16 protein-coding genes and 1 pseudogene are annotated in these 17,906 nt (G+C 71.6%); 12 read left to right on the top strand and 5 right to left on the bottom strand.

Going from position 1 to position 17,906, the window contains the following annotated elements:
- The first annotated feature begins 106 nt into the window (after nt 1-106).
- Genes tsaB through AMK33_RS11555 form a run of 4 tightly spaced genes read left to right on the top strand, consistent with a single transcriptional unit; the run spans nt 107 to nt 2,688 of the window.
- On the top strand, nt 107-760 hold the full coding sequence (tsaB, locus tag AMK33_RS11570) for a tRNA (adenosine(37)-N6)-threonylcarbamoyltransferase complex dimerization subunit type 1 TsaB (protein ID WP_073932725.1): 654 nt from the start codon (nt 107-109) through the stop codon (nt 758-760).
- Nucleotides 757-1,338 (top strand): ribosomal protein S18-alanine N-acetyltransferase, encoded by a 582-nt coding sequence (rimI, locus tag AMK33_RS11565; protein WP_073932724.1) that lies wholly within the window; start codon nt 757-759, stop codon nt 1,336-1,338. The genes tsaB and rimI overlap by 4 nt, the downstream gene beginning before the upstream one ends.
- Nucleotides 1,331-2,428 (top strand): tRNA (adenosine(37)-N6)-threonylcarbamoyltransferase complex transferase subunit TsaD, encoded by a 1,098-nt coding sequence (tsaD, locus tag AMK33_RS11560; protein WP_073932723.1) that lies wholly within the window; start codon nt 1,331-1,333, stop codon nt 2,426-2,428. The genes rimI and tsaD overlap by 8 nt, the downstream gene beginning before the upstream one ends.
- On the top strand, nt 2,425-2,688 hold the full coding sequence (locus tag AMK33_RS11555) for a hypothetical protein (RefSeq protein ID WP_073932722.1): 264 nt from the start codon (nt 2,425-2,427) through the stop codon (nt 2,686-2,688). Before tsaD ends, AMK33_RS11555 begins: the two co-directional genes overlap by 4 nt.
- Nucleotides 2,689-2,698: 10 nt before the next feature.
- On the opposite strand, the gene AMK33_RS11550 is transcribed toward AMK33_RS11555, so the two are convergent.
- Nucleotides 2,699-5,011, bottom strand: coding sequence for a glycoside hydrolase family 3 N-terminal domain-containing protein (locus tag AMK33_RS11550; RefSeq protein WP_073932721.1), 2,313 nt, complete (start codon nt 5,009-5,011; stop codon nt 2,699-2,701).
- A 139-nt stretch (nt 5,012-5,150) separates the two neighbouring features.
- On the opposite strand from AMK33_RS11550, the gene AMK33_RS11545 reads away from it, so the two are divergent.
- On the top strand, nt 5,151-6,203 hold the full coding sequence (locus AMK33_RS11545) for a LacI family DNA-binding transcriptional regulator (protein WP_073932720.1): 1,053 nt from the start codon (nt 5,151-5,153) through the stop codon (nt 6,201-6,203).
- 99 nt (nt 6,204-6,302) lie between these two features.
- The gene (locus AMK33_RS11540) at nt 6,303-7,412 is read left to right on the top strand and encodes an LCP family protein (RefSeq protein ID WP_073932718.1); all 1,110 of its coding nucleotides are present in this window, start codon (nt 6,303-6,305) and stop codon (nt 7,410-7,412) included.
- Nucleotides 7,413-7,427: 15 nt separating this feature from the next.
- On the opposite strand, the gene AMK33_RS11535 is transcribed toward AMK33_RS11540, so the two are convergent.
- Complete coding sequence (locus AMK33_RS11535) at nt 7,428-8,615, bottom strand: THUMP-like domain-containing protein (protein ID WP_073932716.1); 1,188 nt, start codon at nt 8,613-8,615, stop codon at nt 7,428-7,430.
- A gap of 135 nt (nt 8,616-8,750) precedes the next feature.
- On the opposite strand from AMK33_RS11535, the gene AMK33_RS11530 reads away from it, so the two are divergent.
- The 4 genes from AMK33_RS11530 (at nt 8,751) to groL (ending at nt 12,873) form a co-directional block, all read left to right on the top strand.
- On the top strand, nt 8,751-9,635 hold the full coding sequence (locus AMK33_RS11530) for a polysaccharide deacetylase family protein (protein WP_073932715.1): 885 nt from the start codon (nt 8,751-8,753) through the stop codon (nt 9,633-9,635).
- A 29-nt stretch (nt 9,636-9,664) separates the two neighbouring features.
- Nucleotides 9,665-10,384 (top strand): polysaccharide deacetylase family protein, encoded by a 720-nt coding sequence (locus AMK33_RS11525; RefSeq protein WP_383612109.1) that lies wholly within the window; start codon nt 9,665-9,667, stop codon nt 10,382-10,384.
- Between the two features lie 402 nt (nt 10,385-10,786).
- A complete protein-coding gene (groES, locus tag AMK33_RS11520) occupies nt 10,787-11,095 on the top strand; it encodes a co-chaperone GroES (RefSeq protein WP_073932713.1) in 309 nt (102 codons plus the stop codon).
- Between the two features lie 152 nt (nt 11,096-11,247).
- Nucleotides 11,248-12,873: a chaperonin GroEL gene (gene groL / locus AMK33_RS11515; RefSeq protein ID WP_073932712.1), complete on the top strand. Its 1,626-nt coding sequence runs from the start codon at nt 11,248-11,250 to the stop codon at nt 12,871-12,873.
- Nucleotides 12,874-12,947: 74 nt separating this feature from the next.
- Here groL and AMK33_RS11510 read toward each other — a convergent pair whose 3' ends face one another.
- Entirely contained in the window at nt 12,948-13,760 is an 813-nt protein-coding gene (locus AMK33_RS11510) for a pectate lyase (RefSeq protein WP_235618089.1), read from the bottom strand.
- A gap of 42 nt (nt 13,761-13,802) precedes the next feature.
- Nucleotides 13,803-14,180: pseudogene (locus AMK33_RS43755) on the bottom strand (RICIN domain-containing protein); the annotation flags it as partial.
- Nucleotides 14,181-14,449: 269 nt separating this feature from the next.
- On the opposite strand from AMK33_RS43755, the gene AMK33_RS42810 reads away from it, so the two are divergent.
- Nucleotides 14,450-15,499, top strand: coding sequence for a hypothetical protein (locus AMK33_RS42810; protein ID WP_073932711.1), 1,050 nt, complete (start codon nt 14,450-14,452; stop codon nt 15,497-15,499).
- 170 nt (nt 15,500-15,669) lie between these two features.
- Here AMK33_RS42810 and AMK33_RS11500 read toward each other — a convergent pair whose 3' ends face one another.
- On the bottom strand, nt 15,670-16,017 hold the full coding sequence (locus AMK33_RS11500) for an ATP-binding protein (protein WP_235618051.1): 348 nt from the start codon (nt 16,015-16,017) through the stop codon (nt 15,670-15,672).
- A 568-nt stretch (nt 16,018-16,585) separates the two neighbouring features.
- Between AMK33_RS11500 and AMK33_RS11495 the strand changes: the two genes are divergently transcribed.
- Entirely contained in the window at nt 16,586-17,833 is a 1,248-nt protein-coding gene (locus AMK33_RS11495) for a hypothetical protein (RefSeq protein ID WP_143203820.1), read from the top strand.
- The last annotated feature ends 73 nt before the right edge of the window (nt 17,834-17,906 follow it).

Genomic DNA, 17,906 nt, shown 5'->3' with positions numbered 1-17,906 from the left:
GTCCCGTTCTGCCCCGTTATTCACGTACGCCGTCGTGACCGTAGCAGCACGTGACCGGCCGCCCCGTGCGGCCGTGGCCGGGGCTCGGGAGCCGTAGGCTGTTTGCGTGCTCTTGCTCGCTCTGGATACCGCCACCCCCGCCGTCACCGTCGCGCTGCACGACGGCCACGACGTCATCGCCTCGTCGAGCCAGGTGGACGCCCGCCGCCACGGCGAGCTGCTGCTCCCGACGATCGACCGGGTGCTCGCCGAGGCGGGTTCCCGGCTGGACGCCGTCACCGGGATCGTCGTCGGCGTCGGCCCCGGCCCGTACACCGGGCTGCGCGTCGGCCTGATGACCGCGGACACCTTCGGGCTCGCGCTCGGCGTGCCCGTGCACGGTGTGTGCACGCTGGACGGCCTCGCCTACGCGGCCGACCTGGAAGGCCCCTTCGTCGTGGCGACCGACGCCCGCCGCAAGGAGGTCTACTGGGCGCGCTACGCCGACTCCCGCACCCGCCTCACCGAGCCCGCCGTGGACCGGCCCGCCGACATCGCCGAGCAGGTCGCGGGTCTGCCCGCGGTCGGCGCCGGCGCGCTGCTCTACCCGGACACCTTCCCCAAGGCGCACGAGCCCGAGCACGTGTCCGCCGCCGCCCTGGCCCGGCTGGCCGCCGAGCGGCTGGCGGCGGGCGAGGAACTGCCCGCGCCCCGGCCGCTGTACCTGCGCCGGCCCGATGCCCAGGTCCCCAAGAACTACAAGGTGGTCACCCCCAAGTGACGGGAACCGATACTGCCGTGCTGCGCGAGATGCGCTGGTGGGACATCGACTCCGTACTGGAGCTGGAGCGTGACCTGTTCCCCGAGGACGCCTGGTCGCGCGGGATGTTCTGGTCCGAGCTGGCCCACGCGCGCGGACCCGGGGCGACCCGGTGCTACGTCGTCGCCCAGGAGGGCGACCGGATCGTCGGCTACGCGGGCCTCACCATCTCCGGCGCGGAGTCCGAGGGCGGCGAGGCCGGCGACGGCGACAGCGTCCAGGCGGCCGACGTGCAGACCATCGCCGTCACCCGGGACCACTGGGGCACCGGCCTCGGCTCACGGCTGCTGACCGAGCTGCTGCGGGCGGCGACCGCCTTCGAATGCGCCGAGGTGCTGCTGGAGTGCCGGGTCGACAACGTGCGCGCCCAGAAGCTCTACGAGCGCTTCGGCTTCGAGATCATCGGCGTCCGGCGCGGCTACTACCAGCCGGGGAACGTGGACGCCCTGGTGATGCGACTGACCGATCCGTCCACCTCTGTGAACCCGGCGAATCCCGTCGACGGGAACGGCGTACAAGGAACCGAAACCAATGGCTGACGAACCCCTGGTCCTGGGGATCGAGACCTCCTGCGACGAGACCGGTGTCGGCGTCGTGCGCGGGACCACCCTGCTGGCGGACGCCGTCGCCTCCAGCGTCGACGAGCACGCCCGCTTCGGCGGCGTCGTCCCGGAGGTGGCGAGCCGCGCCCACCTGGAGGCGATGGTCCCCACCATCGAACGCGCGCTGAAGGAGGCGGGCGTCAGCGCCCGCGACCTCGACGGCATCGCCGTCACCGCAGGACCCGGACTCGCGGGTGCGCTGCTGGTCGGCGTGTCGGCGGCCAAGGCGTACGCCTACGCCCTCGGCAAGCCGCTCTACGGCGTCAACCACCTCGCCTCGCACATCTGCGTCGACCAGCTGGAGCACGGCGCGCTGCCCGAGCCGACGATGGCGCTGCTGGTCTCCGGCGGCCACTCCTCGCTCCTGCTCTCCACGGACATCACCTCCGACGTCCGTCCCCTCGGCGCGACCATCGACGACGCGGCCGGCGAGGCCTTCGACAAGATCGCCCGTGTGCTGAACCTCGGCTTCCCCGGCGGCCCGGTCATCGACCGGTACGCGCGCGAGGGCGACCCGGAGGCGATCGCCTTCCCGCGCGGACTGACCGGCCCGCGCGACCCGGCGTACGACTTCTCCTTCTCCGGGCTGAAGACGGCCGTGGCCCGCTGGATCGAGGCGAAGCGGGCGGCGGGCGAGGAGGTCCCCGTGCGCGACGTGTCGGCGTCCTTCCAGGAGGCGGTCGTGGACGTCCTCACCCGAAAGGCCGTACGGGCCTGCAAGGACGAGGGCGTCGACCACCTGATGATCGGCGGTGGCGTGGCCGCCAACTCCCGGCTGCGGGCGCTGGCCCAGGAGCGCTGCGAGGCGGCCGGCATCCGGCTGCGCGTGCCGCGCCCCAAGCTGTGCACGGACAACGGCGCGATGGTCGCGGCGCTGGGCGCGGAGATGGTCGCCCGCAACCGCCCCGCCTCCGACTGGGACCTGTCGGCGGACTCCTCCCTCCCGGTGACGGACCCGCACGTGCCCGGCACCGCCCACTCCCACGACCACGTCCACGAGGTCGGCGAGGAGAACCTGTACTCGTGACCGTCGCACTGATGTGGGAGGCCCGCGCGGTCCCCGGCCGGGCCGCGGAGCTGCTGGCCTGGACCGAGGAGCGGGCACGGGAGCTGACGGAGCGCCCCCTGCGCCGCGAGACCTTCCGCGCCCCGCAGGACCGCGTCCTGGTCGTCACCTGGTGGGACGCCCCGTACGACGCGGACCTCCCCGAACTCCCGGAGCCAGGAGACGACTTGACCGCCCGACCGGTGCACCGGTGGCGGTTCGAGTCGCTCGGGAGCGTCTGACCGGGCACCTTCACGCGCCCGCCGGTGACACCTCCGTCTCGCACCGCAGCCGCCGGTCCGGGCCCAACTCGCGTACCGGGCCCGTGAGGCGCAGCCGAGCCGTGTGGCGGACGTCCGCGCTGGAGGCCGCCAGCCGCAGCTCCAGCTCGCCCGGTTCGACCACCCGGCGTCCGGAGCGGTCGGTGAACGACGACAGGTCCGGGTGGAAGCGGAACGTCACCCGGGACGCCTCGCCCGGCGCCAGTTCGACCCGCCGGTAGCCGATCAGGCGGACGTCGGGGCGGGTCACCGACGCCACCGGGTCGTGCAGGTAGAGCTGGACGACCTCGGCGCCGGACCGGTCACCGGTGTTGCGGACGGTCAGTGAGACGTCGTACGAGCCGTCCGTGCCGGTCTCCCCGTCCGCCGCGTGGTCGTCGGGGGTCCAGTCGAACGTCGTGTACGAGCCGCCGTGACCGAAGGGGTACAGCGGGGTCGGGTCGAGGTTGCTGACCTCGCCGGCCAGGCCCAGCGGGGGCTGGAGGTAGGTCCAGGGCTGGCCGCCGGGCAGGCGCGGGACGCCGACCGGGAGGCGGCCGGACGGGTTGACGCGGCCCGACAGCGCTCCCGCCACCGCCGGGCCGCCCTCCTCCCCCGGGAAGAATGCCTGGACGACGGCGCCCAGGCGGCCGTGCCAGCGGCCGAGCGCGTACGGGCGGCCGGTGAGCAGTACCAGGACGACCGGTACGCCGGTCGCGACGAGCGCGTCCAGCAGTTCCGCCTGGACGCCGGGCAGGTTCAGGTCCGTCGCGTCGCAGCCCTCGCCGGACGTGCCGCGGCCGAACAGGCCCGCCCGGTCGCCGAGCACCGCCACGCACACGTCCGCCTCCGCCGTCCGAGCGACCGCCTCCGCGAAGCCCGTCGTGTCCGGGTCGGAGGTGTCGCAGCCCGGCGCGAACGTCACCTTGGCGTCGGGGAGTTCGGTGCGCAGCGACTCCAGCACGGTCGGGATCTCCATGCCGGTCGGGACGCCGGGGTGGTGGGGGAGGACGTGGGACGGGAAGGAGTAGCAGCCCAGCATGGCGAGGGCGTCGTCCGCGCGGGGGCCGACGACCGCGATCCGGGTGTCGGGGGAGAGGGGGAGCAGGCCGTCGGGGTTGTCGAGGAGGACCACGGACTCCTCGGCCAGGCGGCGGGCCAGGGCGCGGTTCCCGGTGGAGTCGAGGTCGATCGGTGCGGCCGGCTCCGGGGTCCAGTCCTCGTCGAGGAGGCCCAGTTCGCACTTCTGGAGCAGGACCCGGCGGGCCGCGCGGTCGACCAGTTCCTCCGGGACCTCGCCGGCGCGGACCGCGTCCCGGAGCGGTTCGCCGTAGCACTTGAGCGTGGGCAGTTCGACGTCGATGCCGGCCAGCAGTGCCGCGTGCGCCGCCTGGGCCGGGGTGCCCGCCACCCGGTGCAGGCTCTCCAGGAAGCCGATGCCGAAGTAGTCGGAGACGACGGTGCCGGTGAAGCCCCATTCGCCGCGCAGGAGTCGGGTGAGCAGCGCCGGATCGGCCGACGCGGGCACGCCGTCGGTCTCGGTGTACGCGGCCATCACCGAGCGCGCCCCGCCCTCGCGCAGCGCCATCTCGAACGGCGGCAGGGTGATGTCCGCGAACTCCCGCGTCCCGGCCCGCACCGGCGCGAGGTTGCGCGCCCCGGCGGAGGCGGCGTACCCGGCGAAGTGCTTGAGCGTGGCGACGACCCCGGCGGACTCCAGCCCGCGTACGTAGGCGGCGCCGATCGTGCCGACCAGGTACGGGTCCTCCCCGATGGTCTCCTCCACCCGGCCCCAGCGCAGATCCCGTACGACGTCCAGGACGGGCGCGAGTCCCTGGTGGACGCCCGCCGCGCGCAGGTCGTGGCCGATGCGGCGGGCCATGTCCTCCACCAGATCGGGGTCGAAGCTCGCGCCCCAGGCCAGGGGGACGGGGTAGGCGGTGGCCTGCCAGGCGGTGAATCCGGCCAGGCACTCCTCGTGCGCGACCGCGGGGATGCCGAAGCGGCCGGCCGCGGCGATCTGCCGCTGCGCGCGGGCCAGCGCCCGCGCGCCGAGTCCGGGGTCGACGGGGGCGGTGCCGTAGGAGCGGGTGAGCTGGCCGAGGCCGAGGGTGATCAGCTCGTCCCAGTCGTAGGTGGCGGTCATGTCGTGCTGGTGCGGGGCGACGCCCTCGCCGCCGGTGTCGGCGCCCACCCACACCCCGTACAACTGGGCGGTCTTCTCCTCCAGGGTCATCCGGGAGAGCAGGTCGTCGACGCGGGCGGCGGCGGGCAGGTCGGGGTCACGCCAGGGCGCGGTGGTCATGGAGCTCCTGTCGGGTGGACGGACGGCCCTCACACGTACGGTTCTCGGCGAATGTTTCGACTTCAAAGCCGAATGTTCCGGGAACTTATGGCTCCCGTGAGGGTTCGTCAAGAGGGCCCGCAGGGTTACGATCGCGGCCATGACTTCCCCGCAGCCCGCTGAAACACGGACGCAAGGGCGCAGAGCCCAGACGGCGACCCTCGCTGAGATCGCCCGCGAGGCCGGTGTCTCCGCCCCGACTGTTTCGAAGGTCCTCAACGGCCGTGCCGACGTCGCCCCCGGCACCCGGAGCCGGGTCGAGGGGCTGCTGCGCGCCCACGGCTACCGGCGCCGCCGCGCCGAGGCCACCCGCTCGCCCCTGATCGACCTGGTCTTCCACGAACTGGAGAGCGCCTGGGCGATGGAGGTCATCCGGGGCGTGGAGAACGTGGCCCGGGACGAGGGCCTGAGCGTCGTCCTCTCCGAGAGCGCGGGCCGGCTCACGCCCGGACGCACCTGGGCCGACCAGGTCGCCGCGCGCCGCCCGCACGGCGTGATCCTCGTGCTGTCCGGCCTCGACGAGTCCGGGCGGGCGCTGCTGACCAGCCGCTCCATCCCGTTCGTGGTGATGGACCCGGCCGGCGACCCGGGCACCGACGTGCCCTCCATCGGGGCGACCAACTGGCAGGGCGGGCTCGCCGCGACCCGGCACCTGGTGGACCTGGGCCACACCCGGATCGGTGCGATCAGCGGACCCACGCAGATGATGTGCAGCCGCGCCCGCGTCGACGGCTACCGGGCCGCCCTGGAGACCGCCGGGCTGCCGGTCGACCCGGGGCTGATCATGACCGGGGACTTCCACCACGAGGCCGGCTACCGGCAGGGTCTCGCCCTGCTGCGCCGCGAGGACCGGCCCACCGCGGTCTTCGCCGGCAACGATCTCCAGGCCCTCGGGCTGTACGAGGCCGCGCGCGAGCTGGGGCTGCGGATCCCGGAGGACCTGAGCGTGGTCGGGTTCGACGATCTGCCGGTGGCCCGCTGGGTGGGGCCGCCGCTGACGACCGTACGGCAGCCGCTGACGGAGATGGCCGAGGCGGCGGCCAAGCTGGTCCTCGATCTGGGCAGGGACGAGGACTCGGCGGCGGCGACCCGGGTGGAACTGGCGACGAGCCTGGTGGTGCGGAGCAGTACGGCGGCGCCCGCGGGGGCGTGAGCCGGTCCGAAAGTTTCGGGCCGTCGGACGCCGCACCGGAAGTCTGAGAATTTCACAAGAAAACTGTCCGGGGGTCGCCGCTCAACATAATTCGGACTTATGTTCCTGCCCGTGAGGGGACACGAGAAGAGCGGCGGGACCGGGGACGACGGGGACGAAGCCGGGGGCGAGGCCGAGGGCTCGGGCATACGAACGGGCCGGCGGGCGAAAGCACTGAAGATCACGGGGCTGACGCTGGCCGGCCTGCTGGTCCTGGGCGCCGGAGCGGCCGGCTGGGCGTACTGGCAGCTCAACGACAACATCGACAGCGTCGACATCGACAGCGCCCTGGGCGACGACCGCCCCGCCAGGGCCGTGACCGCACCGTCCCCGGACGCGTCCGCCACGGCCACGCCCCTGCCGACCGGGTCCCTGAACATCCTGGTGCTGGGCTCCGACTCGCGCAGCGGCGAGGAGAACCAGGCGCTCGGCGGTGGCGACAGCGGCGGCGCCCGCTCCGACACCGCCATGGTCGTCCACCTCGACGCCGGCCGGACCGCCGCGACGGTGGTCAGCATCCCCCGCGACACCCTCGTCGACCGGCCCTCCTGCCCGCTTCAGGACGGGGAGTCGACCCGTCCGGCCTCCGGGGTGATGTTCAACACCGCGTACGAGGTGGGCGGGCCGGTGTGCGCCGTGAAGACCGTCGAGTCGCTCACGGACGTCCGCATGGACCACTACATCGAGATCGACTTCTCCGGCTTCGCCCGCCTGGTCGACGCGCTCGGCGGGGTCACCGTCACCACCGAGGAGGACATCGACGACGACCGCAGCCACCTCACCCTGGACGCCGGCACCCACCACCTCGACGGTAAGGACGCCCTCGCCCTGGCCCGCACCCGGTACGACATCGGCGACGGCAGCGACCTCGGCCGCATCGGGCTCCAGCACCAGCTGGTGAAGGCGCTGCTGGAACAGATCGCGGAGGAGGACCTGCTGGCCGGCCCCACCCGGCTGTACCGGATCGCCGACACCGTCACCGACAGCCTCACCACCGACACCGGCCTGGACTCGCTCGGCGAACTCACCCGCCTCGCCCAGAGCCTGCGGGACCTCCCGTCCGACGGCGTCACGACCCTCACCATGCCGGTCGTCCCGGCCCCCTGGGACCGCAACCGCGTGATCGCGGACGAGCCGGAGGCGGGGGAGCTGTGGGAGTCCCTGAAGTGAACGTCCCGGCGGACCTCACCGCACCGGGTGCCCCAGCAGCATCGTCGGGGCGCCGGCGACGCGGGTCAGGAAGACCGTGACGGACTCGGGGCCGTGTGGCTTGGGCAGGACCTTGCGGCGCAGCTCCTCCGGTTCCACCGCCGAGCCGCGCTTCTTGACGGTCAGGACGCCGACCCGGCGCTCGCGCAGCAGTGCCTTCAGCTTCTTGACGTTGAAGGGGAGCCGGTCGGTGATCTCGTAGGCGGTGGCGTACGGCGTGCGGTGCGCTTCGTCGGCGGTGACGTAGGCGATGGTCGGGTCGATCAGCCCACCCTCCACCTCCTCGGCCACCTCGGCGACCAGGTGGGCGCGGATGACGGCGCCGTCCGGCTCGTACAGGTACCGCCCGACCGCCCGGACCCCGGGGTCCGGGCGCATGGTCTTGGGCGTCACGTAGATGCCGGCGACGGCGGGCAGCAGCGTCGCCCGCCGCGCCCCCGGCGTCACGTCCTGACCGAACCACAGCATGGCCTCCTTCACGTCCCCGCCGTCCGAGACCCACTCGGCCGTCGCTTCCGCGGGGATCGCCTCGTGCGGAATGCCGGGCGCGATCTTCAGCAGGCCGAGCGGCGCCCCGAGCGCGGCGGACACGGCCCAGGACAGGGGAGGGGAGTAGGCCTCCGGGTCGAAGATCCGGCCGCGTTTGGAGGAACGCCGGGCGGGGTCGACGAACACGGCGTCGTAACCGGCCGTGTCCACCTCCGTCACGTCGGCCTCGCGCACCTCGATCAGGCCGGCGAGACCGAGCGCGTCGGCGTTGGCGCGGGCCGCCTCGCAGGTCAGCGGGGACCGGTCGACGGCCAGGACCCGGATCCCGGCGCGGGCGAACGCGATCGCGTCGCCGCCGATCCCGCAGCACAGGTCGGCGACGGACCGCACCCCGAGCGCCCGGAGGCACTCGGCCCGGTACGTCGCCACACTCGCCCGCGTCGACTGCTCCACCCCGTTGGGCGTGAAGAACATGCGCCGCGCGTCCTCCGCCCCGAACTTGGCCACCGCCCGCTGCCGCAGCCGCGCCTGGCCCAGCGCCGCCGACACCAGTTCGGCGGGGTGCTCGCGGCGCAGCCGGGTCGCGACGGCGAGTTCGTGCGCCGGATCGGTGTCGCGCACCTCGTCGAGGAGGGCGCGGCCTTCGGGGGTGAGGAGGGGAGCGAGGTCGTTCACCGGGTCATTGTGGGCCAGTCGGTGGACCGTGTGCCTCCGGCCGCGGTGTCGGGCCGGGTTCCCGGTGGCGGACTGCGAGGATCCGGCACCATGCGAGCAGTAGGACAAAACGATAAAAAGTGGCCGTTCGGTGGTGTGCGGATCGGCCTCGCGGTACTCGCTCTCGCCTCCATCGCCTCCGGCTGCGGAGCGGGCGGCGGCGATGGCGCCCAGGTCGAACCGGCGGGCGGCCAGCAGCCCCTGAAGGCGCCCCCGGCCCGCGCGCTCGACGCCTACGCCACCCGACTGCGCGCGGCGCACACCGCGCGGGTCGCCGCCGCGAAACGCTGGGGCCTGAAGAAGGTGCCCCTGACCGCCCCGCCGCCCCCGGCGAGGAAACCGAGGATCACCACCCGCGACGGCTTCGAGGTCGACGGCCACCGCCGCCTGGAACTCCCCCCGGTCTTCACCACCGTCCCCACCGACGAGAAGATCCTCTTCCTCACCATCGACGACGGCGCCGAGAAGGACCCGGCGTTCCTGCGGATGATGAGCGAGCTGAAGATCCCGTACAGCGCCTTCCTCAGCGACTACCTCGTCAAGGAGGACTACGGCTACTTCAAGGAGATGCAGGACCGGGACGTCGCCCTGCACAACCACACCCTCCACCACCCCTACCTGCCTGCCCTGTCCTACGCCCGCCAGAAGCGCGAGATCTGCGGCATGCAGAAGGTCATCGAGAAGCGCTACGGCGAGCGCCCCGTCCTCTTCCGCCCGCCCTACGGCAACTACGACAAGGCCACCCTGCGCGCCGCGAAGGCCTGCGGGATCACCCACGTCCCCCTGTGGAACGAGGAGGTCTTCGTCGACCACTGGGAGTACCGCGAGTGGGACCGCGACCTGCACCCGGGCGACATCGTCCTCACCCACTTCCGGGGCCGCGAGGACTGGGAAGGCACGATGCCGGACATGGTCCGCCGCTTCATGGACAAGGTCACGGCGGAGGGGTACGCGGTGGCCCGTCTGGAGGACTACCTGTGAGGGTCCGTCTCCTGGCGGGCGCCGCCGCCCTGCTGGCCGTGATCGCCGGATGCGGTCCGTCGGGCGGGACGGGGGAGAGGGCGGAGGACGGTGCGGGACGGTCCCCGGGAGCCGGTGCGGGACGGTCCCCCGGAGCCGGTCCGGCACCGGAGGCCGGTGCCCTCCCGCCCGTCGTCGACCACATCCCCACCCGCGACAAGGTCGTCTTCCTCACCTACGACGACGGCGCCGAGCGCGACCCCCGCTTCATCGACCTGGTGCGCGAGCACCGGCTCCCCGTCAGCCTGTTCCTCACGGACACGGTGGCCGGCCCCGGATACGCCCACTTCGCCCGCCTGCGCTCGGTCGGCGCGAGCCTGCAGAACCACACCCTCGACCATCCCGCCCTGCGCGGTCTGCCGTACGCCGGCCAGCGCGCCGAGATCTGCGGCCAGCAGCGCAAACTCAAGTCCCGCTTCGGCGTCCGCCCCCACCTCTTCCGCCCGCCCTACGGCACGTACGACACCACCACCCTGCGAGCCGCCGCCGACTGCGGCATCGAGACGGTGGTCCTGTGGAGAGCCACCCTGGAACCCGACGGCCACCTGACGTACACCGACGCCCCCCACCACCTGACCCCCGGCGACATCATCGCCGTACCGTCGGGCGAGGCCCCGTCGTTGTCGTTGACGGAACGGACGACACGGCTGCTGGCCGAGTTGGAGGAGCGGGGCCTGAGGGTGGGCAAGTTGGAGGACTACGCCGGCTGAAGTCAGCCCGTCGGCGGTCCCCGGCGGGCACCGCTCACCTCTCAGCCCGGCGGCGGTCCCCGGCGGGCACCGCTCACCTCTCAGCCCGTCAGGCGTTTGAGGACGAGGCCGTTCAGGCCGAAGCGGGGGCCTGGGGGCGGCAGCCCCCGGTGGACGGTCACCGCAGCACCGGCAAGCCGCGCACCCCGGTGTGAACAACGCCCCCACTCCACGACGCGCCGCAGGCAATTGGCACTCCGCTTGACCGAGTGCTAACCACAGTCATAGTCTCAGGTCTGGCACTCCCCCCTGGAGAGTGCCAACACACGCGACGGGCAGGTCCGGCACCCGCGACGACGGATCCACCTGGTCGCCACCTCAGACAGTTAACCCCGTGAGATCTCCGAAGGGGGAGGTCGGATCGTGACGACCGCCAGCTCCAAGGTTGCCATCAAGCCGCTCGAGGACCGCATCGTGGTCCAGCCGCTCGACGCCGAGCAGACCACGGCTTCGGGCCTGGTCATTCCGGACACCGCCAAGGAGAAGCCCCAGGAGGGCGTCGTCCTGGCCATCGGTCCGGGCCGCATCGAGGACGGCAAGCGCGTCGAGCTCGACGTGAAGGTCGGCGACGTCGTTCTGTACAGCAAGTACGGCGGCACCGAGGTCAAGTACAACGGCGAGGAGTACCTCGTCCTCTCGGCCCGCGACGTCCTCGCGATCGTCGAGAAGTAAGGGGAACCCGGGGTCAACCCCCCGGACGACCCGACCTCGAAGCAAGCACTTTTGCTCGAACCACTGCGCCCCTGGCCCCAGCATCCGACAAGGAGCCGGGTGACCGGGGGCGCGGTGATTTCACCTAGATTTCCGAGAGGGCTCCCGCTGCCATGGCGAAGATCCTGAAGTTCGACGAGGACGCCCGTCGCGCCCTCGAGCGCGGCGTCAACAAGCTTGCCGACACGGTGAAGGTGACGATCGGTCCGAAGGGCCGCAACGTCGTCATCGACAAGAAGTTCGGCGCCCCCACCATCACCAACGACGGTGTCACGATCGCCCGCGAGGTCGAGATCGAGGACCCGTACGAGAACCTCGGCGCGCAGCTGGTGAAGGAGGTGGCGACCAAGACCAACGACATCGCGGGTGACGGTACGACCACCGCCACCGTGCTGGCCCAGGCGCTGGTCCGCGAGGGCCTGAAGAACGTCGCCGCCGGTGCTTCCCCGGCCGCCCTGAAGAAGGGCATCGACGCCGCCGTCGCCGCGGTCTCCGAGGACCTGCTCGCCTCGGCCCGCCCGATCGACGAGAAGTCCGACATCGCCGCCGTCGCCGCGCTGTCCGCCCAGGACCAGCAGGTCGGCGAGCTCATCGCCGAGGCGATGGACAAGGTCGGCAAGGACGGTGTCATCACCGTCGAGGAGTCCAACACCTTCGGCCTGGAGCTGGACTTCACCGAGGGCATGGCCTTCGACAAGGGCTACCTGTCGCCGTACTTCGTCACGGACCAGGAGCGTATGGAGGCCGTCCTCGACGACCCGTACATCCTGATCACCCAGGGCAAGATCGCCTCCATCGCGGAGCTGCTGCCGCTGCTGGAGAAGGTCATCCAGGCCAACGCCTCCAAGCCGCTGCTGATCATCGCCGAGGACGTCGAGGGCGAGGCCCTGTCGACCCTGGTCGTCAACAAGATCCGCGGCACGTTCAACGCGGTCGCCGTCAAGGCCCCCGGCTTCGGTGACCGCCGCAAGGCGATGCTGCAGGACATGGCCGTCCTCACCGGCGCCACGGTCGTCTCCGAGGAGGTCGGCCTCAAGCTCGACCAGGTCGGCCTGGACGTGCTGGGCTCCGCCCGCCGCGTCACCGTCACCAAGGACGACACCACGATCGTCGACGGCGGCGGCAACAAGGAGGACGTGACCGGTCGCGTCGGCCAGATCAAGGCCGAGATCGAGACCACCGACTCCGACTGGGACCGCGAGAAGCTCCAGGAGCGCCTCGCGAAGCTCGCCGGCGGCGTGTGCGTCATCAAGGTCGGCGCCGCCACCGAGGTGGAGCTGAAGGAGAAGAAGCACCGTCTGGAGGACGCCATCTCCGCGACCCGCGCCGCGGTCGAGGAGGGCATCGTCTCCGGTGGTGGCTCCGCGCTGGTCCACGCCGTCAAGGTCCTCGAGGGCAACCTCGACAAGACCGGCGACGAGGCCACCGGTGTCTCCGTGGTCCGCAAGGCCGCCGTCGAGCCGCTGCGCTGGATCGCCGAGAACGCCGGCCTGGAGGGCTACGTCATCGTCTCCAAGGTCGCCGAGCTGGAGAAGGGCAGCGGCTACAACGCCGCCACCGGCGAGTACGGCGACCTGGTCAAGGCCGGCGTCATCGACCCGGTCAAGGTCACCCGCTCCGCCCTGGAGAACGCCGCCTCCATCGCCTCCCTGCTCCTGACGACCGAGACCCTGGTCGTCGAGAAGAAGGAAGAGGAAGAGCCGGCCGCCGCGGGCCACGGCCACGGCCACGCCCACTGAGCGACCCGCTCACAGCGCCACGAGGGCCCGGTACCGCCGCTGTTCGGCGGTGCCGGGCCCTCGCCCCGTGTGCCCTACTTGTGCGTCACGTCGGAACTCTCGTAGACGCACGACGTGCCGTCGGGACCGCTGCCGAGGGCGGTCGGCTCGTCGCCGCTGTCGTTGCCCTCGAAGCGCTCGCAGACGATGATCTTCTTCTTGCTGTCACCGACGATCGTCACGTCGGAGAGGGTCGCGGTGTCACCGTAGTTGGAGTTGACACCGGCGATGACCTTGCCGGGGCTCGTGACCAGGACGTTGTCGATCACGACGTGGCGCTCGTACTGGGTCCCGCAGTTGCCGCAGGAGCGGTAGAGCTTGCCGAAGTCGGACACCTGGAAGTTCTTGATGGTCAGGGTGCCGGCACCGTTGTGCTGGAAGACCTTGTCGTCGGCCTTGCGGGCACCGCCGCCGTCGACGGTGTAGGCCGCCGAGGCGGACTTGCCCTTGAAGCTGGCGGCGTCCTCGCCGACGTCCTCCCACCACACGTTGACCAGGGTGCAGCTGCCCGAGCAGTGCACTCCGTCGGCGGCGGGCGAACCCAGGATCACGTTCTTCAGCGTCGCGCCGTCGGCGAGCTTGAACATCGGGTCCTGGCCCTCGTCCTGGCCGCTGCCGCCGAGGTCGCCCGAGCCGTGGAAGCGCTTCAGGGAACCGTCGTACACGCCGCTCACCTCGATGGTCGAGGAGACGGGCTGCTCGTCGGTGGCGGTGGGCCAGGAGGCGAACGCGGTGTCACCGGCCGGCTCGTCGTCAGCGGAGGGGGAGGGAGAGGGAGAGGCGGGGGCGCTCGCCGTCGGGGTCGCGCTCGCCGTCGGAGTGGACGGCGGGGGCGTCGATCCGTCCACCTCCCGCAGGGTCCAGGTCTTGCCGGCGGCGCTGTCGCAGGAGTTCTGCTGCACCAGGCCGTTCTTGGGGTTCAGGCACTTCTCGCTGTGCGCGTTGACCAGGTGGTAGGCGTCACCGACGGCGCTCACCTTCCAGACCTGGGAGGAGCCCTCGCCGCAGTCCTGCTGCTGCACGGCCTTCCCGGCGGAGGTCGAGTCGCCCTTGACGCCCGCGCACAGCCCGGTGGCGGACGACGTCACGGTGAAACCGTCGCCGGAGTCGGCCAGTTCCCAGCTCTGGTCCGCGCCCCCGTCACAGTCGGCCAGGGCCAGCTGCACGCCGGCGCCCGTGCCTCCCGACGGAACCTCCAGACAGGTGTCGCTCGCCGCGTTCACCAGGCGGTAGGTGCCCGCGCCCGGTTCCGCCGCGGACGCCGACATCAGCACGCCGCCGACCACGGCGCCGCCCACGAGCGACGTGGTGAGAGCGCCGATCAGGACGGTGCGGCGCCGGCCGTTCTTTCTCCGGTGCCCCGCGCGCGGGGCGGTGTTACCAGTACTGCGCATGTCACGGCTTTCGTTCGATGTGCGATGGCCCTCGTTGTCCACCGCCCTGAAGTCGCCGCCGCACGTCAGGGGGTTGCCGCGCGGCCGCGATATTTTTTGACGGCGGCCAGGTGCGTGAGGCCGGGGAGCAGGAGGGGGATGTGATGAGCCAGGTGCTCTACGGGGAACGGTCCCGGAACCCGTTGGCGCGGACCGTGGAACTCACCGAGGACGGACTGCGCAGAGGCGGCCGGACGACACCGCCGGCCGAGCTGAACCTCGGCGCCATGGCGGAAGCGTTTCTACGGGGGTGCTGGCTCGGCGGCGCCGGCACGGAACGCCCCCTGGCCTCGCTGGCGCAGGGCCCCGGCGCCGTACCGGTCACCCGCGTGACCGGTACGACCACGCCTCTGAAGGTGCGCCAAGCCGCCGACTTCGCCCGCGCCCTGGGCGAATGGGCGGTCCACAGGTGCGGCGGGGCGGACCAGGTGGCCGCGCTCGCCGCGCGGGCGCACGCGGAGGGCGTACCGCTGTGGATCGCGCGGCGCTACGCGCACGGCCCCGCCGGACCGGTCGCCGTCGCCGTGGACCGGCGCCTGGTCCGCGTGGACGCGTGGGGCCCGCACGCCCCGGCCGTACGCCTGCGGGCACCGTACGGCTTCCGCGGCGACTCCACCGTCCCGGGCAGCGGCCTGGTCATGACCGTCGGTGACACAACGGCCCGGCTCGTCCTCCAGAAGAAGTTCCGCAAGTCCAAGAGCAGCGTGGAGATACGCCTGCCCGACCGGCACTGGACACTGCGGCGCGAGAACGCCGAGAGCTCGTGGCTGCTGCGCGACGACCGCCGGGTCGCGCTGCTGACCCGTCCACCACGCAGGCCGGACCCCGTACCCGGCACGGTGCTGCTGCCGCTGGCCGCCGTGCACCACGAGAGCCCCGATCCCCTGGACGCCGTCATGGCCCACGCGGTCGCCGTGTCCTTCGGCCTCGGGGACACGACGGGCCTGGCCAGGTTCCGCCCCCGCTCCCGCTCCGGAGGAGAGACGGACACCGGCACCTGGGACCTTCCCTGGTTCAGCAACCTCGGCACCGGCCGCGACGACAACGAACCCGGCGGCGGTGACGGCTGGGGCAGCGACGGAGGAGACGGCGGCGACGGCGGTGTTGGTGACGGCGGTGGTGGTGACGGGGGCGGAGGCGGAGGCGGCGACTGACCGGCCGGCTGGCGCATCGCGACCAGGACGACGCTGCTGAGCACACTCGTGACCACGAGGAACGGCCCGTCGAGGACGCCGTAGTACAGCGGGCGCGGGAAGTTCGGGTCGATGGCGATCTGGAAGGTCATCGCGCCGAAGTGCCGGAACGGGCGGCCGAGCCGCCGCGGCTACGGCGCACCGGGCACCGCGACCACCGCTCGGACGGTCTTGCCCGGCGCACCGGGCCGCGGGGCGACACCCCACTCCTCGGCCGGCGCCGCGACGAGGACGAGACCACGTCCGCCCTCGTCCTCGTCCTCGGGCAGGCCGCCCGGGGCGGTGGCGGGATGCCGTTCCCCGCGCGCGTCACTGACCTCGACGCGGACACGGCCGGTGGCACCGAACCTCGCCAGACGCAGCCGGGCGTCCCGTCCGGGCACGCGCCCGTGGGACACGGCGTTGTCCGCCAGCTCGGCGACGATCAGCTCCACGGCGTCGTGCACGGGTGCGTCGTGGCGCCACCCCCAGGCGTCCATCCGGCAGGACGCGAGCCGACGGGCGAGCCGGGCACCGCGCGGGGACGGGTGAAGCGGAACGAGAGCACCGTCTGGCCGGCGAGCGGGAGCGGCAGCGCGGACCGCCGCTCCTGGCGGGGGGAAAGTGGTCATGCCCCGAAGATCCCGTGCCGACACCCCGCCCACCAGGTACGACGCCCCCACGGCGGCTGTCTGTCGGGGCGGCGGGCGACAGTGTCGGGCCTGTCGGAGGTGACTTCCGGGCAGCCCGGTGCGGACCGTGTGAGGCGCTGACGCCTCAGGGAACCTGACGGTAGACCTCGCAGCGGTTGCCCACGGTCAGCACCCACACGACGAGCTGGCCGTCCCCACCGGCTGATTCCCTCCGTCTGCTCATATCTGATCGGATGATCGCACTTTCCTTTCGCTCTGTTTATCGATTTCAGTTCGAGCTCCGTTCAGGCGACGGGAAAGTGACGGGGAGGGTGTATGGCGGTGAAGTAAGGGAATCGGCTAATCTCCACGGGGGTGTCGATCGGCTGCATCCCCGCGCGTGTGCGACACGTGTACGACAGTGGGGAAGCGTGCCGTGAAATTCCTGAAGTCACTCATATCGAAAATCAGGCGCGCATCCGTCAGGGTCCGCAGTGCCCTGGATGTCTATTCGGAGAAGATCACTCCGAAGAGCAAGGTGAAGCAGGCTTTCTTCATTCCGTCCTTCCCGTTCGTGGTCATGCTCGCCGTGTTCGCCGCATGTGCCGCGGTCGGGGTGGAATCGTCGCGGGAATGTCCTCCTTCCACTCTTCTGCACCTGGCCGTCCCCGCCTTCCGGGAGCACCCTTCGGAGTGCCGCGAACTGCCTCTCGTCGCCGACCTGCCGAGCGTCGCCCTCGGCGTCACCTCCACACTCGCGGTGACGCTCTATCTCACCCTGGTCAGAAGACTCTCCCGGCTCCAGAGGGACCTCGTCGCCTCCGGGCTCGTGCGGCCGGAGAAGTTCAAGGTGGGGAAGCTCGCCGAGAAGCTCGAACGCCTCAACGGGGAGATCCGCCTCGGGCGCCTGGTCAAAGTGGTGCTGCTCGCCGTCAGCGCCATCGGGAGCGGCTACCTGTACTGGGCGGCCTACAAGGGCGGCCGCGCCTTCTCCGATCTCTCCGAGATATCGAGGGACCATCCGAGCGAAGACGTCCTGCGCGCCTCCTGGTGGGCGAACTACACGGAGCATCCGCTGCTGGCCGCCACCTGGATCGCCGTGGGGACGATCGGGGTCTACTTCGCGGCGAAGCAGGCCTACATCTATCAGAAGATCCTGATGTTCTCGATCAGGTCCAGGAAACACTGGGTGTTCCAGTACGTACCGAGGGACCGCGACGACGACTTCGGCTGGAAGCCGGTCGGTGACGTCAACGCGATGGTTTATCTCGGCTTCCTGAACTTCACCGTCTCCCTTTTCGCCGTGGCCTACATCTTGCAGGGTGCCCCCGGGAAATCGGGCAACACGGTCATCGGCGTCATGGCGCTGGTGGGAATCTGGGCGAACCTGGGTATCGTGCTGGCGCTCCTCTGGGTGATGGTCAAAAATCACCGGAAGATCATCATTCGGAAAAGAGCCGAAGTGAAAAGGCGCCTGCTGGAGCGTGGAGACGGTGCGGTCGTGTCGCGCGGCCCCTCCGCCGGCGAAAGGGACTTCTCCTACCTCTCCGTCCAGGGGAAACTGCTGTACGAGGCGCCCCGCTGGTACCCCCTGAGAGGCCGACTCCGTCCCCTCCTGTCAGTGGCCCCCGGCCTCTTCGCCTTCTACAAAGCCGGCGCGGAACTCATCAAGCTCATCCAATGAGGGCGGGCCGGGCGGCGCAGCGGGGACAGTGATCCGGGGCACGCACGGGATACATGCCCATCGCTCTGCTCCT

This window comes from Streptomyces sp. CB02400 (assembly GCF_001905725.1).
GTDB lineage: Bacteria > Actinomycetota > Actinomycetes > Streptomycetales > Streptomycetaceae > Streptomyces > Streptomyces atrovirens.
The sequence above is the reverse complement of the archived record's forward strand: the minus strand, read 5'-3'. Positions and strand labels throughout refer to the sequence as shown.